Here is a 19,170-nt window from a genome sequence, read left to right on the forward strand (position 1 = left end):
ATCAGGTGTGTAACCTGCCTATTTCAGAACCTTGTCTTCACCCAACCATTGGGTGGAGATTTTAGCTGCTGTTCCATCTGCACTCAGCTCATCAAGTGCCTTTTGCAGCTGATTCAGAAGCTCTTCGTTGCCTTTTTTGATACCAATGCCGTATTGTTCCGGTGCAAGAGATTCATCCAGCAGTTTGAATGTTCCCTCTTCTTTGGACATGTAGTATCTCGCTACCACCTCATCGATGATGACCGCATCCAGACGTTTCGTCTTCAAGTCCGTCAGCGCAAGCACGTTATCCTTGAATTCGGAAGCTTTTACTTTATCCTTCAGGGGACTTGCTGCCAATGCATCTGCCGCTGAGGACAGCGCCTGCAATCCCACATTTTTGCCATCGAGTTCATCCAGCTTCGTAATTGGTGAGTCTGCCAATGTAATGGCTACCTGACTGTTTTCCAGATAAGGCTTCGTGAAGAGCACTTTTTCTTTGCGCTCATCCGTAATGGTGTACCCGTTCCAGATCATATCGATCCGGCCACTGTTCAGCTCTGATTCTTTGGAAGACCAGTCGATCGGTTGGAATGTGACTTCTTTACCCATTTTCTCCGCAGCGGCTCTAGCGTAATCAATATCAAAACCTACAATTTCATTCTGCTCATCCCGGAAGCCCATTGGAGCAAACTTATCATCAATTCCTACAACGATGGTGTTATCATCTTTGCTTGCGGAACTGGAACATCCCGCCACAATCAACACACATATACTAATGAATAATAGTAGAATCGCTTTTTTTCTCATCTCTCGAACCCCTCCATGTCTATAACCAAAACCCAAACGCTTTAGTTCGTTACCACGTTATCAGAGATTTATAATAACATAGCATGGGAGAAGAGTCGAGTGTCTTGCCTATTTCCTTCTATTTCATACAGCTTAATTGTCAACAATCTGTGAAAAAGCTTCTTTCACTTGTTCCGACTCTACTAGTCTATCGCGTACAGTTGAATTCCAAAGATCCGGCTTCTGGAGCTTCTTCAACTCCGTACCCGCCCATTGACGAGCAGCCTGACGAGACAAGGTATGACTAGTATTCTCAAACTGGTAAACGACCTGCTCCAGATTATCGATCATAACAAAGTTCGCAACCGCATTATATACGAGTATCCGTTCAAGTTCCTCTGTATCCATCTCACGAGTATCCAAGCTGTAATTCACTTGAGCCGTGAACGTCTCCGGATACAACTGGTAACCATTCAATCCTTCACGTAAAGGTAAAGCCTGATTCAGATGACTAAGATTCGAATTATCACCCATGTATGGACTACGATATTTCGCTAAAGCGGCAAAATCATGAGTCAGCGGATTCTGCTGCTCTGCCTCGTATTGAGCCTGCTTCGCCTCGATCTTCGGATTAACGATACCCTCAACAATCACTAAGCCAATGATCCCCAACACAACAAGTGTTATAATCCATATGTTTCTAATCCTCATAGCGCATCACTCACTTCATACTTGCTAACGATTCGATACGCCCGGTGCACCACCAAAGGAACAATAATGCTCAGTAACGGGATAGCAAAGGCAATGGCCATCACAGCAAACTGGTAGGGACCATTGACCTCAATCGGGCGATTAAACCAGATGTTGCTCCCGAATCGCAACGCCGCCTGCGTTCCCCACAGCATGATCATGAATGCCGCCCACAACCACCACACTCTGCGATTCCACTGCATTAATACATGGGTTCGAATAACCGTGGTTTTCTCCGAAGTCGCGGGATCGCTTGTCCTATGAGTCAACATATACAATACATACGTTCCACCCACAATGAGACTCACGACCATGAGCAACGTGTTCATGACGGAGCCTTGCATCAGCACTCTCATTGGAATGGTAACGATCCAGGCTATGAGGCTATAAATCAAGGTAGATTGCAACAACGCCGTCCAGTAAGGAATACGCTGTACCTTCCGATGGTCACTCATCACCTGATCCATACCAGCGATATGCTGAATGGCGATCTGGAACGCCTTCTCTTCGCTCATTCCCTGCGAGATATAATCGTCAATCCGCGCAGCGAGATTACTGTGAATCTCTTCTTTTAATTCTCGATTGTCCAATGTATCTTGTGCGTGAGCGAACAACCGATTCACATGACGGGTGATGCGAGCTTCCAATCTCATAGGTCTTCATCTCCTTTTTCTCCAGTGACAATCATGCAATCAATCAGTGCCTTGGCTGCCTGCCAAGCCTGAACCTGCTCTCTATATGCTTCGAGACCTTGCACGGTAATTCGGTAATATTTGCGTCGTCCTCCCTGCGTCTCTTCCCCCCAGTAAGACTCCACATATCCACTCTTCTCTAGCCTTTTCAAACTGGAATAAAGCGTAGGTTCCTTCAGTTCAAACTGTTCTCCGCTCTTGCGATAGATTTCCTTAATAATGCTGTAGCCATAGTTATCGGCTGGTATAAGTACACTTAGAATGATGGGATCAATGTTGCCCCGAATCAGATCACTATTAATCACTTGCGTATCCATCTGCGAGATTCACCGACTTTCTTCCGTCCTGCGTATACTATAAGACATATTACTATGTCTGTAAAGGTAATATGTGTTGTGTGGTAATGATGCATTGCAATGAGCAATATTCCTCTCTCGCTTTTCGTCTGGAAGATTTGGAGTCTGTGTTATCAGTGGTGTCGACGGAAAAATAAAAAAAACAAACAGGGCCCCTCCAATTTTGGAGAAGCCCTTACTCATTTTTCTATTGCTGTACTTTCTCGCGATCTTTCCCTTTATCGGATTCACCCGCATTTTTGTTGGCGGCATCCCGATCCTGCTGCATTTCTTCTACCGTCTTCACTTTGAGACGAGCAGCGCCCTCATATTCCTTCGTAGGAATCAGGTCACCTGCAGCAAGTCTCGCTTCTGCGGCAGCAATGGCTTCACCATACTGCGGTAACCATTGGGCCTGCGCAACCAGCATCTCGTCGACCATCTGCCAGATCTCTCTCGGATTACATACGGCACCCACGAGTGGATCCATCATGAACGCCTGACGAAGCAACTTGTCGTCTCCATGTACCGCTGCTTCAACTGCGAGCCGTTGCACGGAAATGCTCACATTACATACCGCAGCCGGACCAAGTGGCAGATCGCCTACGTGCGGCATGGAGATCCCGTTGCGGTCCACATATCCCGGCGCTTCAATAATCGCATCATCCGGCAGGTTCGAGATTACCCCATTATTAACGGTATTGAAGTGTCCGCGATAGACCCGTCCAGTCTCCAGCCCTTCGATAATATAGGAGCCGTGCTCCTCGCCCCGTTTTTCCGGAACGAATTGCATCGGTTCATCCTTCATCCAGTTCGGAAAATCGGTCTCGAACCAGTTGCGTCCCTCGGTACATACCCGCAAATACCCACCTGTTTCTCCGTTAATCCAATTGCCGAGGTCGATCCAGTCGTTGATCTCTTCCGGACGTTTGCGGTACCACGGCACATATTCACTCAGGTGACCATTCGATTCCGTGCTGTAGTATCCGAAGCGGCGTAGCATATCAATCCGCACTTTCTCGGTGCGGCTGTACTCTGGATGTTTCTCGAAGGCTTCGAGCAGATCACCTGTAAGGTCTTTGCCCTCATGAGACGCTTGAATATACCAAGTCTGATGATTGATGCCTGCACAGATAATATCCACTTCACTCTTTTTCAAGCCAAAAGCTTCCGCAATCTGATGATGACCATGCTGTACACCATGACACAGTCCGATCGTCCGCACACCGCCATACTTATTGCAGGCCCAAGTCAGCATTGCCATCGGATTAGAGTAGTTCAAGAGCAGCACATCCGGTGCACTCTGTTCACGAATATCTTTACAGATATCCAGCATCTCGGCGACTCCGCGTTGTCCATACATAATGCCGCCTGCACACAGCGTATCGCCAACACATTGGTCTACCCCATATTTCAGTGGAATATCCACATCGGTTGCAAATGCTTCCAGTCCCCCGACACGAATCGTACACAATACGTACTTCGCATCTTTCAACGCTTCTTTACGATCCGTGGTCGGCTGAATCTGAATATTTAATCCATTCTCACGGATATCCCGCTGACACAGCTCAGTCACCATGTCCAGATTGTGCTGGCTAATATCGCAGAACGCAATTTCAATGTTGTTAAACTCCGGTACCGTGAGCAAATCCCGTAGTAACCCTCTTGTAAATCCAATACTTCCTGCCCCGATAAACGCCACTTTAAACGACATGCTATATCCTCCCCTAATCCGAATTTCCCCTTCGGTTAATGACTCTCTTCATGAAATCATTGTACCAACGGCAAAAGGGGAAGCGTTATCAAAATCATGACCTGTTCAGCAGGGGGTTGTCAAAAATCCTAACTTTTTTCGCACCTATTCCAATCATTCAATACTCATTTATATTAAAAGAACTGCAATCGAGACTCATTCATCCCGCGGGTATTGACTAACATGTCGTTCCATAGAGGAGCGAAATTCAACCGGAGTCATGCCCGTCGTCTTCTTGAATAACATATGAAAATACTGACGACTGCCTACCCCAACATAATCGGAGATCTCCGAGATCGGAATATTCGTCTGCTGAAGCAACATCTTGGCTTTCTCCATTCGTAGCATCGTCAGGTAGTCGGTAGGTGTCCGCTGCGTATGCTGGCGAAAAATACGATGTAAATAGCCTGGATGCAGATTAACGACTGCTGCGATGTCCTTCATCTGAATGTTGCGATCCATATTGTGATGCATGAATTCAATGGTTCGTTTGACATACAGCTCCGCCTGATCTGGGGCACTCCGGCTCATTTCTCCGCGCAGACGTGCAACACGGACCAGCAATTGGATAAAGAGTGTACGTACCAGCATTCCCTGCTCGGGAGACGACAGATTCCGGGCTTCGCGCTGTTGCGCCCTCTCCTCTGTAGGAATAACTCCTATCGATACAGACGACCTTCCTTGCTCCAGCAGACCACGCTGGTCGAGTTCCAACACCAGACTTTTCATAATGTGATATACATCTTCCGGGTCAGGCAGGACCAGATATGGCGAAGTATTAGTCAGTAAAGCGTGGACTTCTTCCTCTTCCAGCGCGAGCTGGCGGATGGATAGCTGTCCGGGAGACGAGGTGGAGAATCCAAACTCCACATTGAGCATCCGGCAAGGCACGCCATCTTCCACAAGCAAACGATGAGGGACACCTGCATCGAGCATAATGAACTGTCCTTTTTTCAAAACGGCCTGCTCCGAGCTCCCATCCGACATCTGAACATCTACCCGGCACATTCCCGAAATAATGTACATGATCTCCGTGGAATCATGATGGTGATAGGACATACGGTAATCGTCCCATTGCTTGTAATAGTACGCATAGAAACGCGGTCCACAGTCCTCCGTTCGTAGTCCCTCCTGATACAGGCTTCCTGTCCAGCGCTTCATGACACTCATATCCATACCTCCATTCCTACAACGATCGATCCCTCACTTTTCTCCATTGTAGCAATTCTATCGGGTGGATATAAACTGTCCTGACTCAAATGATGATTGTAATATCTAATTAGACAAATGCTACCGAGCATCTAAACTTCAACGATGTAAAAGAATAACGTAACATGGATCGCTGGGAACACGCCAAGCTCGATCCGCAGATCCTAATGTGCAAAAAAGCTCTGAAACCTCCATGTGCCGAGACACATTGGGATTCCAGAGCTTCTAAGCTTCGATGCCAACTCTTAAAAATGACAACGCTGCTTTACATTACAGGTTGATCCGATGTTATGTTATGTTGTTTTGTTACTGTTGCTAACCCGGTCTGCTTACTTCCCGCCCTTACCTGGCGTATAGAACTTCGGCAGCGTTACTTTGGACCAGTCGATATCCGATGCCATGTAGAAGGACGGATAGGAAGGCTGGTTATATCCACTGTTCTGTCCAGCAATGCCCGCACGATACATCGCATCATGCATGAGCGTGTACAACTTGCGATCTGTCTTCTCGGTACTCATATAGATGCGGATAGCCGAACTGTCCGCAGTTCTTACCAGCATCTCTTCTCGCCAATCCCCGAACACATCAGCCACGAGAGCAGGTGTACCTTTGGTATGATTGTTGGTCAATGTGCCTGTCGCCGTCAGCAACGTGCCACGATTCCAATCCTTGATCGTAGGCGTGACGTCGATCGCACCATCTACGATCTGTGTCGTCATATCGGCAGCCCAACGGATATTCATATTCGTTCCCGGCATCTGATCACTGATTTTCTCACCCTTAGCTGTCCACAAGCCTACAGCCCATGCCTCCAGTCCACGACGAGTCGGATCTACATCCCCCACCATGCCGCGACCGGTATCTTTCCCTGTGTACCCACCATAGATTACTTCTCCGGTCTTCGCATCCCGTAGGGAATAGCCATATGGCGCCCAAGGGCCACCCTCGTGAACCATGAAAATCTCAAGTCCCGGACGATCCGGGTCGATATCCGCCACATGAAGAGCATCTCCATGACCCAGACGGGCAATCGTTCCCGGTGCAGCACTCTCGGCAGGCATCAGGTCTGTGGAGCTGTACAGCACACTGCCGTCATGATCAATCGTAGCGGAGCCATAGATGATCTCCTGTTTGCCATCGCCATCCACATCCGCCACACTGAAAGAGTGTGCACCCTGGGTAGTAATTGAGCCATATTGCGGATCAGTACCATCCACGCCGTGCGGTCCGTCATTGAACGGGTTCTTCATTGGCGTCCAGCCGCTGTCCACGTTCCATTCCTTTGTCAGCTTCTTGCCGTCCCAATTGTAGGCAACCATCGTCGAACGTGTGTAGTATCCGCGTGCAAAGATAGCAGACGGTTTCTTGCCGTCCAGATACGCCACGCCTGCCAGGAAACGGTCCACCCGATTGCCCGGTTCAATCCGTGCCATCGCATAATCGCCCCACATCAGGCCATCATCATGACGCTCAGGCTCATATGGAATGGTCTCCAATTCTTTGCCTGATTTGCCTTCAAATACCGTAACATACTCAGGCCCATCCACGATAAAACCTTCAAATTTGCGCAGCTCATTTCGGTTGCTGCGTTCTACCGCATATACGTCAATGAAGTAGTCGGCCAGACTCTCGGCATCCTGCTGAGATAATGGATAGTTATATTTTTTCTCAATCCCAAAAGCCTCTTCCAATGTCGCAGGCCAGTTCCCCTTCACAACTTCATCATGTTTATGCCAGTTCCTGAACATATCCACCACATGATCGTAGTAACCATCAGCACTTAAACGATAATCATCCTCGTTCGAGTACCCTGCCTTGCGATCCTGCTTGGGAAGCGTGATGTATTTCTCGGAGGTCACTTTTCCTTTTTTGTTGTATTGGATAATCTTCGTACCCGGAGCGGTCTTGAACATCATCTCGGCCTTGCCATCCCCGTCAAAATCGTAAACGAGCATCTGTGTATAATGAGCACCCGCCCGGATGTTAACCCCAAGATCGATCCGATACAGCAATTGTCCGTCCAGGGTGTAAGCATCAATGTAGGTTTTACCGGTGTACCCTTTTTGAGATACGTCCTTGGCGTTCGAAGGGTCCCATTTCACGAAAAACTCATACTGGCCATCCCCGTCTACATCGCCCACGCTCATGTCATTGGCGGAATACGTATAGGCTTCTCCCGCTGGCGTCACGCCATCAGCCGGTTTTTGCAATGGAATGTCCACGTAGCCGTTCGCCCAAGGTTTGACGGATGCACTGCGTTTGCTCTCCTTGCCCTTCTTGTTCACCGCTGCCACTTCATACCGAGACGATGATTTGCCTGTGGCATCTACATAGTTGGTGCTGTCGGTGACGGTTGCGATCTTTTTGCCATCACGATAGACATTAAAGTCCGTACCTGTCAGCCCTTTGTCGCTATACCCAGTGGCCTCGTCACCAAGCAATCTCCAACTGAGAAACACCCCTTCAGATGTTGAAGCAGCCACCAGCCCCCGATCCAGATATTCCAGTTGAATCTCTTTCACGTGACTGCCTCCCTTATGTGATTGCAGGCTGGCCTCCGTCGACCCAATACCGTTCAAAGCTGCTGCTCCCGTAACGCCAGCTGTTCCTCCAATGAGCAGAGCTACGCTGAGTGCCGAAGAGAGCACCTTGGCTGCAAGTGGCATACTTGCCTTCCTGCGACCTGATTGCCGACCTGACACCGATCCCTTATGTACCGGCGCTGTTGTTTTTGAGTTCATCCACCTTCACGCTCCTTGAGACAGAATAGGTGACGCATATTCACATCGATGATGATTGGAACTTCGATAATCCACACAGACCTCTTCAACGGAAGATTCCACCCCATAATGATTACGCTTACAAAATAAAAAAAGAGAAATCAGCTTGCCCGACTACCGGAGTGCGGTCCCCCTTCCATTCTCTTTCCAATCCGAGCGAGGCGATCTCGCCCATCGGGTACTATTATAGACATCCTGCCTGTCAGACCCTAGGCAAATATCCGTCTAAAACGATCAATAATCAGTGTTTTTAGGAGTCATTTGGGTAATAAGTACTTGCAGAATCGATTTCGTCCCCTTCACTACGTTCTCAGTTGATCAAGAATTTCAATCGTGAATGACTCTTGTAATGAATAGCAAAAAACCGCAATCCTCTAACATACGGAGGATTGCGGTTAAGACAATTACGAGTAAAGTTTAAGGCTCAATACCCCACACCAGGTTTCCACCTTGATAGAGTGTTACCTTGTTCCAATCCTGATAGGATGTTTTGGTTGGATCGAAGGAGTAGTCATTACTCTCGTCAAAGTTGGACCAGTCTGTTTTGTACATGCGAAGCTGGATGTCCCCAGTCTCTCCGCCAGCTTGAATACTGCCAGCGTCAGATGTGAAGCTCAACTCCACATACGAGTCTGTGAAGGTACGCTGGATATTGGCTCCGCCAACTTGAGCGTAATCGATGGCAGAATCCATCGCAGCCGAGCCTTCTTTAGAGAAGTAATAACGGATCTTCAAGTCACTCAGATTCACAGCGGTACTGCCTAGGTTTTTGATGTTGAAATACGGTTTGATCTGGCTATCCAGAGCATTGGTATCTCCGGCACGGTATTGCAGAACAAGATCACTGGTCGGCACAACGACACTTTGAGGTGTCGCGGAAGCTACAGCGGAATTGGCACTTTGACCTGCTGTATTCACCGCACTTACTACATAATGATACGTTGTTCCGTTCGTCAGGGAAGTGTTCGTGTAGGATGTACCACTCACATTCGCTGCAATCGTTGTGAACGGACCTGATGCACTGAGCGCCCGTTTCACATTATAGCTTGTCGCACCTGCAGAAGCAGTCCACGTCAGACTCACCTGAGCATTGCCTGCGGTTGCTGTAAGAGCAGTCGGTGCAGCTGGTGCAGTTACACCTGCAACCGGCGTAGCTGTTGCTGTTGCAGAGTTGACACTTTCACCTACTGCATTCGTTGCCGTGACCACATAATAATAGGTTGTGCCATTGATCAAGCCTGTATTGCTGTAAGACGTTCCACTCACATTGGCAGCAATCGTTGTGAACGGACCTGATGCACTCAATGCCCGCTTCACACTATAACTCGTTGCTCCTGCGGAAGCAGTCCACGTCAAGGAGACTTGGGCATTACCAGCAGAAGCCGTCACAGCTGCTGGTGCTGCCGGAGCTGTTGTGCCGCCCGGAGGATTACCTCCGCCGTCACTTGCAGGCAGCACAGGGAATGAGTTCTTTACCAATGTCACGAATTGATCATGGAACCAGTGACCCGACACCGGAGCATTAGGCAACGCGCCTGTTAATACGCCATCCCGAGTGGTGAAGGTCGGATCACACATCCGGTCGAAGCCTTTGCCTTCGTTGTTCGGAATTTCGGAGCTGGAGCCATCAGATTCACCCGGAGGTTTCACCCATACATAAGCGTCCAGGTGTGCAGGTCCCGGAGCTGCTTTAGGTGCTTCACCAATACCTGCTCCACTGTTGTTGCACCAGTTGCCACGATGGGCCCGTTTGTCGACCCTGCCAGAATTCACATAGGCATTGATATTACTTCCTGTCGCGGATGTTGGACGGTCTACCCCACCCCATCCATTACGGCTGGTATCGATCAGGAAGCCCGTGCTGCTTGGCCATCCTGCTTGTACAAATCCGGAATAGAGCGCTGCAGTGAAATCCGTCTCGTCAAAGTACGGGTTCCATTCATAATAATCGGAGGATCGGATTGGTTGTCCACCAATATTCAGATCCGGATTAGGCAGATTCGGTTCATGGGTAGGCGTCGTATTTGCAGTATTGGTGATAAAACCATCTGCACTCTGCAAGCCTGCTGCTGTATCATTTACCACGTCAGTATACAGGGCAATCGCACCGCTACGGTTGTTGTCCCATCCGAGCCAGCCGGAGTGGCCGATATCCAGGTAGTTGTACACATTGGGAATGGCATGCAGCTTGTCCAGTGCATACTTGACCCCAGCTTCATAGATGCCTGTTGAGCTGGCTTGAGCACAGGCGGGAGTACTCAGATTGGTCACAAGGTTAGGCAGACTGTCCGGCTCAATAATCGCCACAATGCGAATATCCTGATATTTCGGATCTGCGAAGATATCTGCAATGACATCAATATAATCCGTTTTGTACGTCTGCAGCGCAGCCTGTGTTAGTGGAAGTTCACCATTGGATGCAAGTGCATGACAATCCCGACCTGGCAGGTTATAGATAACGAATGAAGCGGTTATGGGTGTGCCAGGTTTCTTTTGAGCGAGAACGGCATCGAGATGCTGCTCTACGCTTTTGCGACCAGCGTTGTCGGCGCCGCCATAGATCGCAGCAATACGGTCAATCCACACTGCTGTTGGATACGATTTGACCGTCTCCATCTTTGCCTTCAGCGACGTATCATTGGTCAGCGCAATGGACGTATCCACGAGAGCCGAATAGTCCTGGTTCAGATAAGCCGTGGCTCCCACAAATGGATTATCCACATGTGCTTCAGCCGCCTGAGTCAGACCTGGAGACATTCCTGGGAAAATCCCCGCCGCGAGCAGCGTTGCTGCCAGCATTTGCTTTACACCTTTGCGTAGGATCTTCTTACCTCTCGATTTGGTTTTCAATTTAGTCTTCATAGTTCCACCTTTCCTTTAGTTAGATTGGGTTGTACTCATGTCTGATCCTCTGTGTCATTATGATGCTTAGCACGAAGAGAACGTTAGGATGAGTTGGTTGTATCGCCTCCAGGAGAATTGGTTGTGTAGCTGGAATCATGAGTGAACAAACAATGTGTGGGGTCGAACATGTGAGTATAATATGGTGGGTGTGGTTGAACGTGTGTTGGACATGAAGAAGTGTGAAAAAGGATTACGGGATACCCAACTCTCTAACTTGGTAAGCGCTTTCTTTAAGTGGTTTAAAAAAAGGTATTCGCCTACCCATCTACGATCATGATGTTCGGTGTTCACCTCCTTATGTACTGATTATACGACATGTAAATATTACTGTAAATTGAATTATATAAATTTAATTATATTTATTTCCATATTCTAAGCAGGAATCTGAACATCCCTTGCCCAAAACGACACAAAAGGCTCATCCTGGCACAATGCCACAATGAACCTGATGTTGAACAAGGTCGAACTGCCCACTCTTCTAAGGCAGAACAACGATATCTCCCGGTTTTAATCCACGAACCACTTCCGTCTTGTCCCCTGACTCCATTCCGGCTTGAATCGTCAATGGCTCTGTCTGTCCATTCCCTTTGTCCAACAATACATAGGGTTCAGTCTGATCCCGCATGATCGCCAAGCTGGACACAACCGTAACTTTGTCCTTCCGCGTCGTCTCGATATCCCCTTCCAGACTCACGCCTCCGTACATTCTGGCATCCGGCTTCAGATCAATGACCACGTCAAACTGGGAAGCCTGCTTGAGGTCCATATCCGTACTCTTCCGGGCGAATTTGGACACCTTGCTCACCTTCCCGGCGAATAGCAGGTCTTTCTGCGCTGTCATTCGCACCTTAACCGGCATTCCCACCTTGAGCCTGAACATTTCTTCCTCGCCAACAATCGTCATAAATTTCAGTTTGCTGATGTTCGTAATGGACCCCATAAGCTGTCCTTCCGTCACCGCACGTGTCTTACTGTCCTCTTCATTCATCTGAAATATACCGGAAGCCGAAGCATACACAACAGACTTGCTCATCACTGCCTGCTTTTTCTGTATCTCCTTCTCCTTAAGGACCAGCGCTTTTTGATTCAATTCATTCGTCAGGCGTTTGCCCTCCCGGTCTGCAAATGCCTTCTTGCGCTCTTCTTCCGTCACGCCAAGCGACTCGCTCATATTCGCCTGATCCAGGCTAACCTGATTCATCTTATTTTCCAGGTGAGCTTTCTCCAGATCGCTCTGCAACTGCTCTACTTCCGTTTGTAACGCGGACGTGTCGAGGGTAAACAGGACATCGCCTTTGTTCACCTGCTCACCACTTTTCACATGCCATTGCTTGATGTTGGATGCATACGGAGCGAAGATATCGGTCTGATCGGTGTATACGGATTTCCCTTTCACCTGAATCGTTTGAGTCATCGTTTCCTGTGTGACATCAAAGGTAATCGGGGGCGGGATTTCGACAGGTGCCTCCGGTTTTGGCTTGTACTTTTCATATAACCAGTACCCCACACCTGCCAAAAGTACCACCGTAATGATGATTTTAATCCATTTCTTCATGTGCCCATTTTCCCTTTCGCTGATAAAATTACATCGATTTGATCACCGTTAATGCATTGGTCCGGGATGCGCTGATTGCCGGATAGATCCCCGATACAATACCGACCAGCACAGCAAAAACGATGCCCAGCGGCAGAGCGGACTGCTGAATAACCACGGTCATCGGACCATTCACCTGGTCTGCCATCTGACTCGCGAGCAGACTGTTCACCCCGCCGAGGGCAGCAAAGGCAATCCCTACACCCGCCACGCCACCCATCAGTCCAAGCATGGCTGCTTCCGTAATAAACATCTGGCGGATCTGCCACAGATTCGCACCCAGCACCTTCATTACTCCAATTTGCTTACGCCGCTGATGCGTAGACATGATCATTGCCACAATAATGGACAACGAAGCCAGCAACATGATAAAACCACCGATGCCCAATGCTGCTTTTTGGTACATCGCCAGTTGGCCTGCCATCGCTTCCTCCTGGAACAGATTACTCTGTGTGTTTAACGTCAACTTTTGGATCTGTTCTTCAACCTGGGATACATAGCGTTTATCCTCTACCTTGACCAGAGCCGAGTTGAGATGCTTGGCCGCGGTACTGTCTGCCTGTTGTAACCCGAGCTCATCCTGCAAAGCGCGAGCTGTATCGAGCGGCAGATATACTTTTTTGTCACCCTGAGCAGTCATATCATCCATATTGGAAGGCTTCATTAATTCTCCAGATACACGTATGGAGCCGCTCATTTTGGTTTTGCCTGCATTCACAAAGTCTTCATATCGAAACTGAACATGCTGCTGGACGAGCTGATCCTGCTTCGATGCAATCGCCATATACTCTTCCAAAAGCGCATTGTTATATGGATCAGCATTCAATTGTTCGAATAACTTCTGAGTTACTTTGGGGTCTACGAGTCCGAATGCGGTCCCATAACTGGTCACCGCCATACGACCCTCTTCCGCACCACGTCCCTCAGCATACTTGTATCCAAACCCGCCCAGGGTCTCAAGCTGTGTACCAATGACTTCAACATAAGTACTGCGACCATCTGGAAGCACCATTTCCAGCGAATCCAGCTTTAACATGGGAGCCACGGCAGCCACATGGGGAAGCCTTTGGATAATCTGAATCTTTTCCAGCGTCAACGCGCCCCGTTCAAACTTCGATGTCTGACCGCTCCCCTTGCCGTTGCCCGTACGAATGCCTTCATTGGGCGTAATCGTAATCTCATCCATCTTGTAATTATCGTTTAATGTTCTCTCGCTATATGTCTGTACGGACTGCCCCACACTAAGTGCAATGATCATGGCGGCAGAGCCGATCGACAGACCCATCATACACAGCAGTGTGACCATCTTCCTGCGAATGATCTGTCCCCATGCCATACGCGCTACATCCCGTATTCTCACAATTCCTCTCCTTTTACCTCAAACTTCCCTTACAGCCTCTTCAACCAATATTCCATGTTGCAGGGTAAGCACGACCTGCATCTGCTCGGCGACCTCTGCTTCATGTGTCACAATGACGAAGGTTGTATTCATATCCCGGTTAAGCTGCTGCAAAATCGCAATAATCTCTTCCTCCGTCTCGGTATCCAAATTTCCCGTCGGCTCATCTGCGAAGATAACCGAGGGTTCGGTAATGAGCGAGCGTGCAATACTGACACGTTGTTGTTGACCGCCCGACAACTGAGACGGGAACAAGTTTGCTTTTTCACCCAGTCCAACCTGCTCCAACAGCTTTAGTGCTTTTGCTTTGCGTTTCGAAGGGCTTATGCCCATAAACACCAAAGGTAACTCTACATTTTCCCGGATCGTAAGGTTAGACAGCAGCTCATAGGATTGAAAAATAAACCCGATGTGACTGCGCCTGAACTCAGCCAGACGGTTCTCGCTGAAACGTACAATATCTTGTCCCGCGATTAGAATCTTGCCCTGATCCGGTTTCATCAGTCCCGCCATCAGATTCAGCAGTGTGGACTTGCCTGAACCTGAGCTGCCCAAAAGGGCGACCATCATGCCTTCACCTATCGACAGGTTGATATCATGAAGCACTGGAACAGTTCCCTGTGCATTACGGAACGAGTGGGATAATTGTTCAACTTGAAGCATTGCTGCATGTCTTCCTTTCTACTTGCTGAATATGTATAGATTCGCGTAGCTCATTCCCTTTTATTATAGGGTGGAGATGTATCCGGGCTGGCCGGAGTTGTATCCAACTTGTAAAATGTCATAACAAAAAGACCTTGTCCGCAAGTAGCTATCGCCAGCTCTATCCAGACCAAGGTCTTATATTCGTATACCTTTCGCGGCTTACCAAGCTCTGAAACTAAAGCGGTACATCTCACTTTTATCCGTTGTGCTGGCTACAGCAAATAGTTCATCCTCATTCCATTTCAGCTTGATGAAGTTATCCATATTGCGGTAGATTACCGTATCGGACGACAATTTGCCGTCATTCAGGTAAGCGATATGCATTTCATTCTTCTTATTCTCCATCGAGAGAACATAAGCGATCCGGGATTCATCTCCATCCAGGTCAAAGTTCCAGAATGTCCCCTTAACCAGCAGAGTGAGCTGATCTTGCTCGGCACGGTATTGATACAATCCCTGTACATTATCGACTTCTCCCTGAATGATCATATCCCCATTCTTCAGTGGCCTGAATTGCTGTATGTCATTCATCATCATATACGCCTTCACTTCACGATCCTTATCCAGAGATACGCGGTAGATTGCGAATGTGTCCTTCAACATAACCAATATATATACCTGTTTCCGATCCGGACTGACTTCGAACACATCCATAATAATGAACGTGTCGCTCGGATTATTCGCCTTACTTTTACCTGTCACCATGGTCATTAACTCTTTATGTGTGAATAACACACGTCTCTTGCCTGTACTCAGATCCGTCTGCCCGAATGTGAGATCATCCTGACCAATGTATGTGTCATTGCCAACATATTGTTTGTAATATGAGTTATCATTCCCAAGCTTGCGACGTTCTCCACTCTGGATATCATACTCGAACGTGGTCCTCTGTGTCTGACCCGCACGATATTGGGAGTAGATCAGCTTCTTTCGGTCTGGACTCAGCACAACCCCATAATCCGTATTGCCTCCGATATCTTTGACATGATTATCATCCAGATACAGCAGGGACAGTTTCAGGCCAGAATACGAAAGCTCCGGACCATTAACGACAAGCGTATTTCGATCAGCCACGTCAAAGTCATAAATAGCAAAATCATTCGGAATCTTGGTAGCTGACTCGATCTGGATTGTACTGCTCGGTGGCGGCGCCAGACGGCTGTTGAATTGCTCACTTGGCAAAATTACGGTTCGTGGCTTGAGATTTCCGATACTGAACAGGCTGCCAATCCCGAAGAATCCCCCGACAAATGCGATCAACAGCCCTGAAAGTATCAACCTGTCGCGATTATTACGCCAAAATCCAGGATGTCTCATGCGTTCATGTCCCCCGGAAGACTGATATATACTTGTGTCCCTTGACGTATGATACTCTTCATCTCCACTGTTCCTCCGTGACGTTCAACGATGTTCTTCACAATAGACAAGCCCAGTCCAGCACTTCCTTTCTCGGCTCTGTTCATTCCTTTATCCTGGTAAAAAGGTTCGAATACATGTTGGAGTGCATCTTCTCCAATCCCCTCCCCCTGATCACGAATTACGATAGCTATGACATCAGCCAACCGGAAGGATTGTACTTCAATAATCGAATTCACATCACTGTATTTGACCGAGTTGTCCAAGACGTTGAGGAATACCTCCTTAAGCTTGTCACGATCTCCCTGAAGATACAGATAATCTTCCAGCTCATAATGGATGCCTATATTGTACTTGCCTGCCTTAATCGACATGTCCTCACAAGCTTCGCGAATGATGTCCGATACATCTATACGTTCAAATCGGTACGCCTGAATGACCGCAGACGAGACCGACACCTCCAGAATATCCGCAACCATCGTGTTGAGACGCTGGCTTTCTTTGATAATATAATTCATGCCTTTGTCAAAGAAGTCCTGATCGGTAAATCCGTTATCCCGCAAAATCTGGGCATATCCCAGAATCGTCGTTAGTGGTGTCTTCAATTCATGCGTCACATTGTCAAAAAAGGCCTTACTTCGCGCCTGCACTTGCTTCCCTTCATCCCGTTCCCGTTCAATCAGATCAATCTGCTCCCGAACCCGATCAATCATGATAGTGAAGCTTGAAGCCAGTTCACCAATCTCATCCTTCGTTGTAATCTCAATATCTGCATTCAGACTCCCCTGAGCCACTTCCGCAGACCGTTTCGTGAGTACACGAATGGGTTGTGTGATTTTCCGGGAAATAAAGATCGAAGCGATAAACACAAATACGAAAATAGCAGCTGCAAACAGCTTGATCGTATTCTGGAAACGGAGGTTACGCTTGTACAGATCGGTGTAATCCTTCTCCAATTGCACAATGCCAATGAGCTGTTGATCTCTCTGGAGTGGGAAAGACAGACTGGCGGTGACTCGGCCGTTATCTACTACAGTGGTGTACGCAATGCGGGATTGCATGGCTTCTTTTACATCAGGGTTGTCAATTCGCTTAGTGACGTTAACCCCGCTACCAGCTGAGCCGTATGGAGAAGCATCCGGACGATACACCGTAATGTTCCCGCCAACGGCTGAACCAATCTGCTCCGCTAACTCGCGGTTTCCCGCTTCGAGCGAGTCTGTGCTCATACGTTTATTTTGAATCAGGAAGTACTGATTCAGTGCGATATCCAGGTTTTTCTTCGATTGCACCATGTCCTCGTGCACTTCCCGGTACATATTCTCTTGAGCTACCTTATTGGAGAGAATCAGCAGAGCCGAGAATCCGATAAAGACAATAACCGAGAACAGCACCACCATTTTGAACTGGATCGTCCACTTCATGTCTGAACCTGAATATTCAGCTTGTACCCCACACCAAATACGGTTTCGATCATCGAAATGCCTTGCACACCACTATCCAATTTCTTGCGAATCCGTTGTACATGAATGTCCACGGTTCGGGTATCCCCTGCAAAATCAAATCCCCACACCTTGTCCAGCAGTTCAGAACGGGTATGTACCTTACGGTGGTGGGTCACGAGAAATAACAACAGATCATATTCCTTATTTGTGAGTCCTGCCCGTTCCCCGTCCTTCCACACTTCCCGTTCATCCTTGCGGATCTCAATATGTTTGCCGAGCCTTACCACCTCATAGGACTGATTCTCCAGTGTCTCGCTGATGAGATCAATCCGGCGAAAGATAGCCCGAATGCGCGCAACCACCTCACGGATATCAAACGGCTTCGTGATATAGTCATCCGCCCCCAGTTCCATGCCAAGTACTTTATCCAGCATGTCTGACTTGGCGGTGATCATGATGACGGGTATCTTGGAGTTCACAGATAGTTGTCTGCACACATCAAAACCACTCATGTCTGGCAGCATCAGATCCAGCAGGATCAGATCCGGCTTCGAATCCCGAAGCAGATTCAGCCCCTCTTTACCCGTAGCTGCTTCCTTGATCCCGAATCCTTCTTTACGTAACGAATAGGACAAAATATCGCGAATGGACTCCTCGTCCTCAATAATTAAAATTTCTTTTTGTCTCATGATACCCTCGTAATCTCCCTGCTCTATGAATTTCATCTGCCTATATTTTGTATCCCAAGCCGTATGCTTGAATAGAGGGAAGCACGAAATGTTACAACTCCGATACAACTCTGAACCGTTTGGAAACAACCTCCTGATATACTTGGATGATAGAGACTCATACCAGACCGGACCCAAGCCTGATCTGTATCCAAGGGGGATTCACATCATATGAACAGCACACGAATTAATGAAGCTTATATCAACTATAAATCAGAAATCACAAGGTATCTATCCCATATCGTCAAACAACCGCAAGACGCAGAAGATCTGGCTCAGGATTGTTTCATTCGACTAATGAACGTTACCGTGGATATCCCTGAAGATCGGCTTCTCTATTATCTCAAACGCATTGCCCGTAACCTTGCGATGGACAGTTTCCGCAGGCGGACCCGTACACTGAGACGCGACAGTCGTCTGGAGGTACCTACCCATCACTTCGATACACCCCACCTTGAAATTAATGAAGGCATTCATGATCTTGTCTCCCATATTAACAACAGCGAACATCGTAAAATATTAGAGCTGCGTCTCATCGACGGATACTCCATCAAGGAGACAGCAGAGCTGGTAAATCGCAGTGAAGGTATGATTAAATCCTCTGTCTTCCATGCCGTCAATCGAATTCGGGCCAAAGTCATCTCATAAGAGATGGCTTTTTGTTTACGTAAAATCGATATGCGATGGCAGATTAATTAAATGAAGCCAGACCGAAATACCTATGGATATGTCAAAAGACCCCATTTTACAAA

General features: G+C 48.0%; 15 protein-coding genes. 1 reads left to right on the top strand and 14 read right to left on the bottom strand.

Annotated elements, in window-relative coordinates:
- Window positions 1-18: 18 nt before the first annotated feature.
- The 14 genes from AC4G47_RS24870 to AC4G47_RS24935 all read right to left on the bottom strand — a co-directional run bounded on the left by AC4G47_RS24870 (window position 19) and on the right by AC4G47_RS24935 (window position 18,379).
- Entirely contained in the window at window positions 19-789 is a 771-nt protein-coding gene (locus tag AC4G47_RS24870) for an amino acid ABC transporter substrate-binding protein (protein WP_491103240.1), read from the bottom strand.
- Between the two features lie 132 nt (window positions 790-921).
- Window positions 922-1,479 carry a DUF4825 domain-containing protein gene (locus tag AC4G47_RS24875; RefSeq protein ID WP_491103242.1) on the bottom strand — a complete coding sequence of 186 codons (558 nt, stop codon included), beginning with the start codon at window positions 1,477-1,479 and terminating at the stop codon, window positions 922-924.
- A complete protein-coding gene (locus tag AC4G47_RS24880; RefSeq protein ID WP_491103244.1) occupies window positions 1,476-2,171 on the bottom strand; it encodes a permease prefix domain 1-containing protein in 696 nt (231 codons plus the stop codon). Before AC4G47_RS24880 ends, AC4G47_RS24875 begins: the two co-directional genes overlap by 4 nt.
- Complete coding sequence (locus AC4G47_RS24885; RefSeq protein WP_491103245.1) at window positions 2,168-2,527, bottom strand: PadR family transcriptional regulator; 360 nt, start codon at window positions 2,525-2,527, stop codon at window positions 2,168-2,170. Before AC4G47_RS24885 ends, AC4G47_RS24880 begins: the two co-directional genes overlap by 4 nt.
- Before the next feature lie 226 nt (window positions 2,528-2,753).
- Window positions 2,754-4,259: an alpha-glucosidase/alpha-galactosidase gene (locus tag AC4G47_RS24890; protein ID WP_491103247.1), complete on the bottom strand. Its 1,506-nt coding sequence runs from the start codon at window positions 4,257-4,259 to the stop codon at window positions 2,754-2,756.
- A gap of 195 nt (window positions 4,260-4,454) precedes the next feature.
- Window positions 4,455-5,468, bottom strand: a complete 1,014-nt coding sequence (locus AC4G47_RS24895) for an AraC family transcriptional regulator (protein WP_491103249.1) — start codon at window positions 5,466-5,468, stop codon at window positions 4,455-4,457.
- A 368-nt stretch (window positions 5,469-5,836) separates the two neighbouring features.
- A complete protein-coding gene (locus tag AC4G47_RS24900; protein WP_491106788.1) occupies window positions 5,837-8,173 on the bottom strand; it encodes a rhamnogalacturonan lyase in 2,337 nt (778 codons plus the stop codon).
- 531 nt (window positions 8,174-8,704) lie between these two features.
- Complete coding sequence (locus tag AC4G47_RS24905) at window positions 8,705-11,149, bottom strand: glycoside hydrolase family 6 protein (RefSeq protein WP_491103250.1); 2,445 nt, start codon at window positions 11,147-11,149, stop codon at window positions 8,705-8,707.
- Window positions 11,150-11,669: 520 nt separating this feature from the next.
- Entirely contained in the window at window positions 11,670-12,746 is a 1,077-nt protein-coding gene (locus AC4G47_RS24910; protein ID WP_491103252.1) for an efflux RND transporter periplasmic adaptor subunit, read from the bottom strand.
- 28 nt (window positions 12,747-12,774) lie between these two features.
- On the bottom strand, window positions 12,775-14,145 hold the full coding sequence (locus AC4G47_RS24915) for an ABC transporter permease (protein WP_491103253.1): 1,371 nt from the start codon (window positions 14,143-14,145) through the stop codon (window positions 12,775-12,777).
- Between the two features lie 18 nt (window positions 14,146-14,163).
- A complete protein-coding gene (locus AC4G47_RS24920) occupies window positions 14,164-14,847 on the bottom strand; it encodes an ABC transporter ATP-binding protein (protein WP_491103255.1) in 684 nt (227 codons plus the stop codon).
- Between the two features lie 201 nt (window positions 14,848-15,048).
- Entirely contained in the window at window positions 15,049-16,206 is a 1,158-nt protein-coding gene (locus tag AC4G47_RS24925) for a hypothetical protein (RefSeq protein ID WP_491103256.1), read from the bottom strand.
- Window positions 16,203-17,669 (bottom strand): sensor histidine kinase, encoded by a 1,467-nt coding sequence (locus tag AC4G47_RS24930; protein WP_491103257.1) that lies wholly within the window; start codon window positions 17,667-17,669, stop codon window positions 16,203-16,205. Before AC4G47_RS24930 ends, AC4G47_RS24925 begins: the two co-directional genes overlap by 4 nt.
- Window positions 17,666-18,379 (bottom strand): response regulator transcription factor, encoded by a 714-nt coding sequence (locus AC4G47_RS24935; RefSeq protein ID WP_145320987.1) that lies wholly within the window; start codon window positions 18,377-18,379, stop codon window positions 17,666-17,668. The genes AC4G47_RS24930 and AC4G47_RS24935 overlap by 4 nt, the downstream gene beginning before the upstream one ends.
- A gap of 210 nt (window positions 18,380-18,589) precedes the next feature.
- Here AC4G47_RS24935 and AC4G47_RS24940 point away from each other — a divergent pair, with 210 nt between their 5' ends.
- A complete protein-coding gene (locus AC4G47_RS24940; RefSeq protein ID WP_491103259.1) occupies window positions 18,590-19,066 on the top strand; it encodes an RNA polymerase sigma factor in 477 nt (158 codons plus the stop codon).
- The last annotated feature ends 104 nt before the right edge of the window (window positions 19,067-19,170 follow it).

The sequence above is a fragment of the Paenibacillus sp. Negev47 genome, assembly GCF_058313655.1.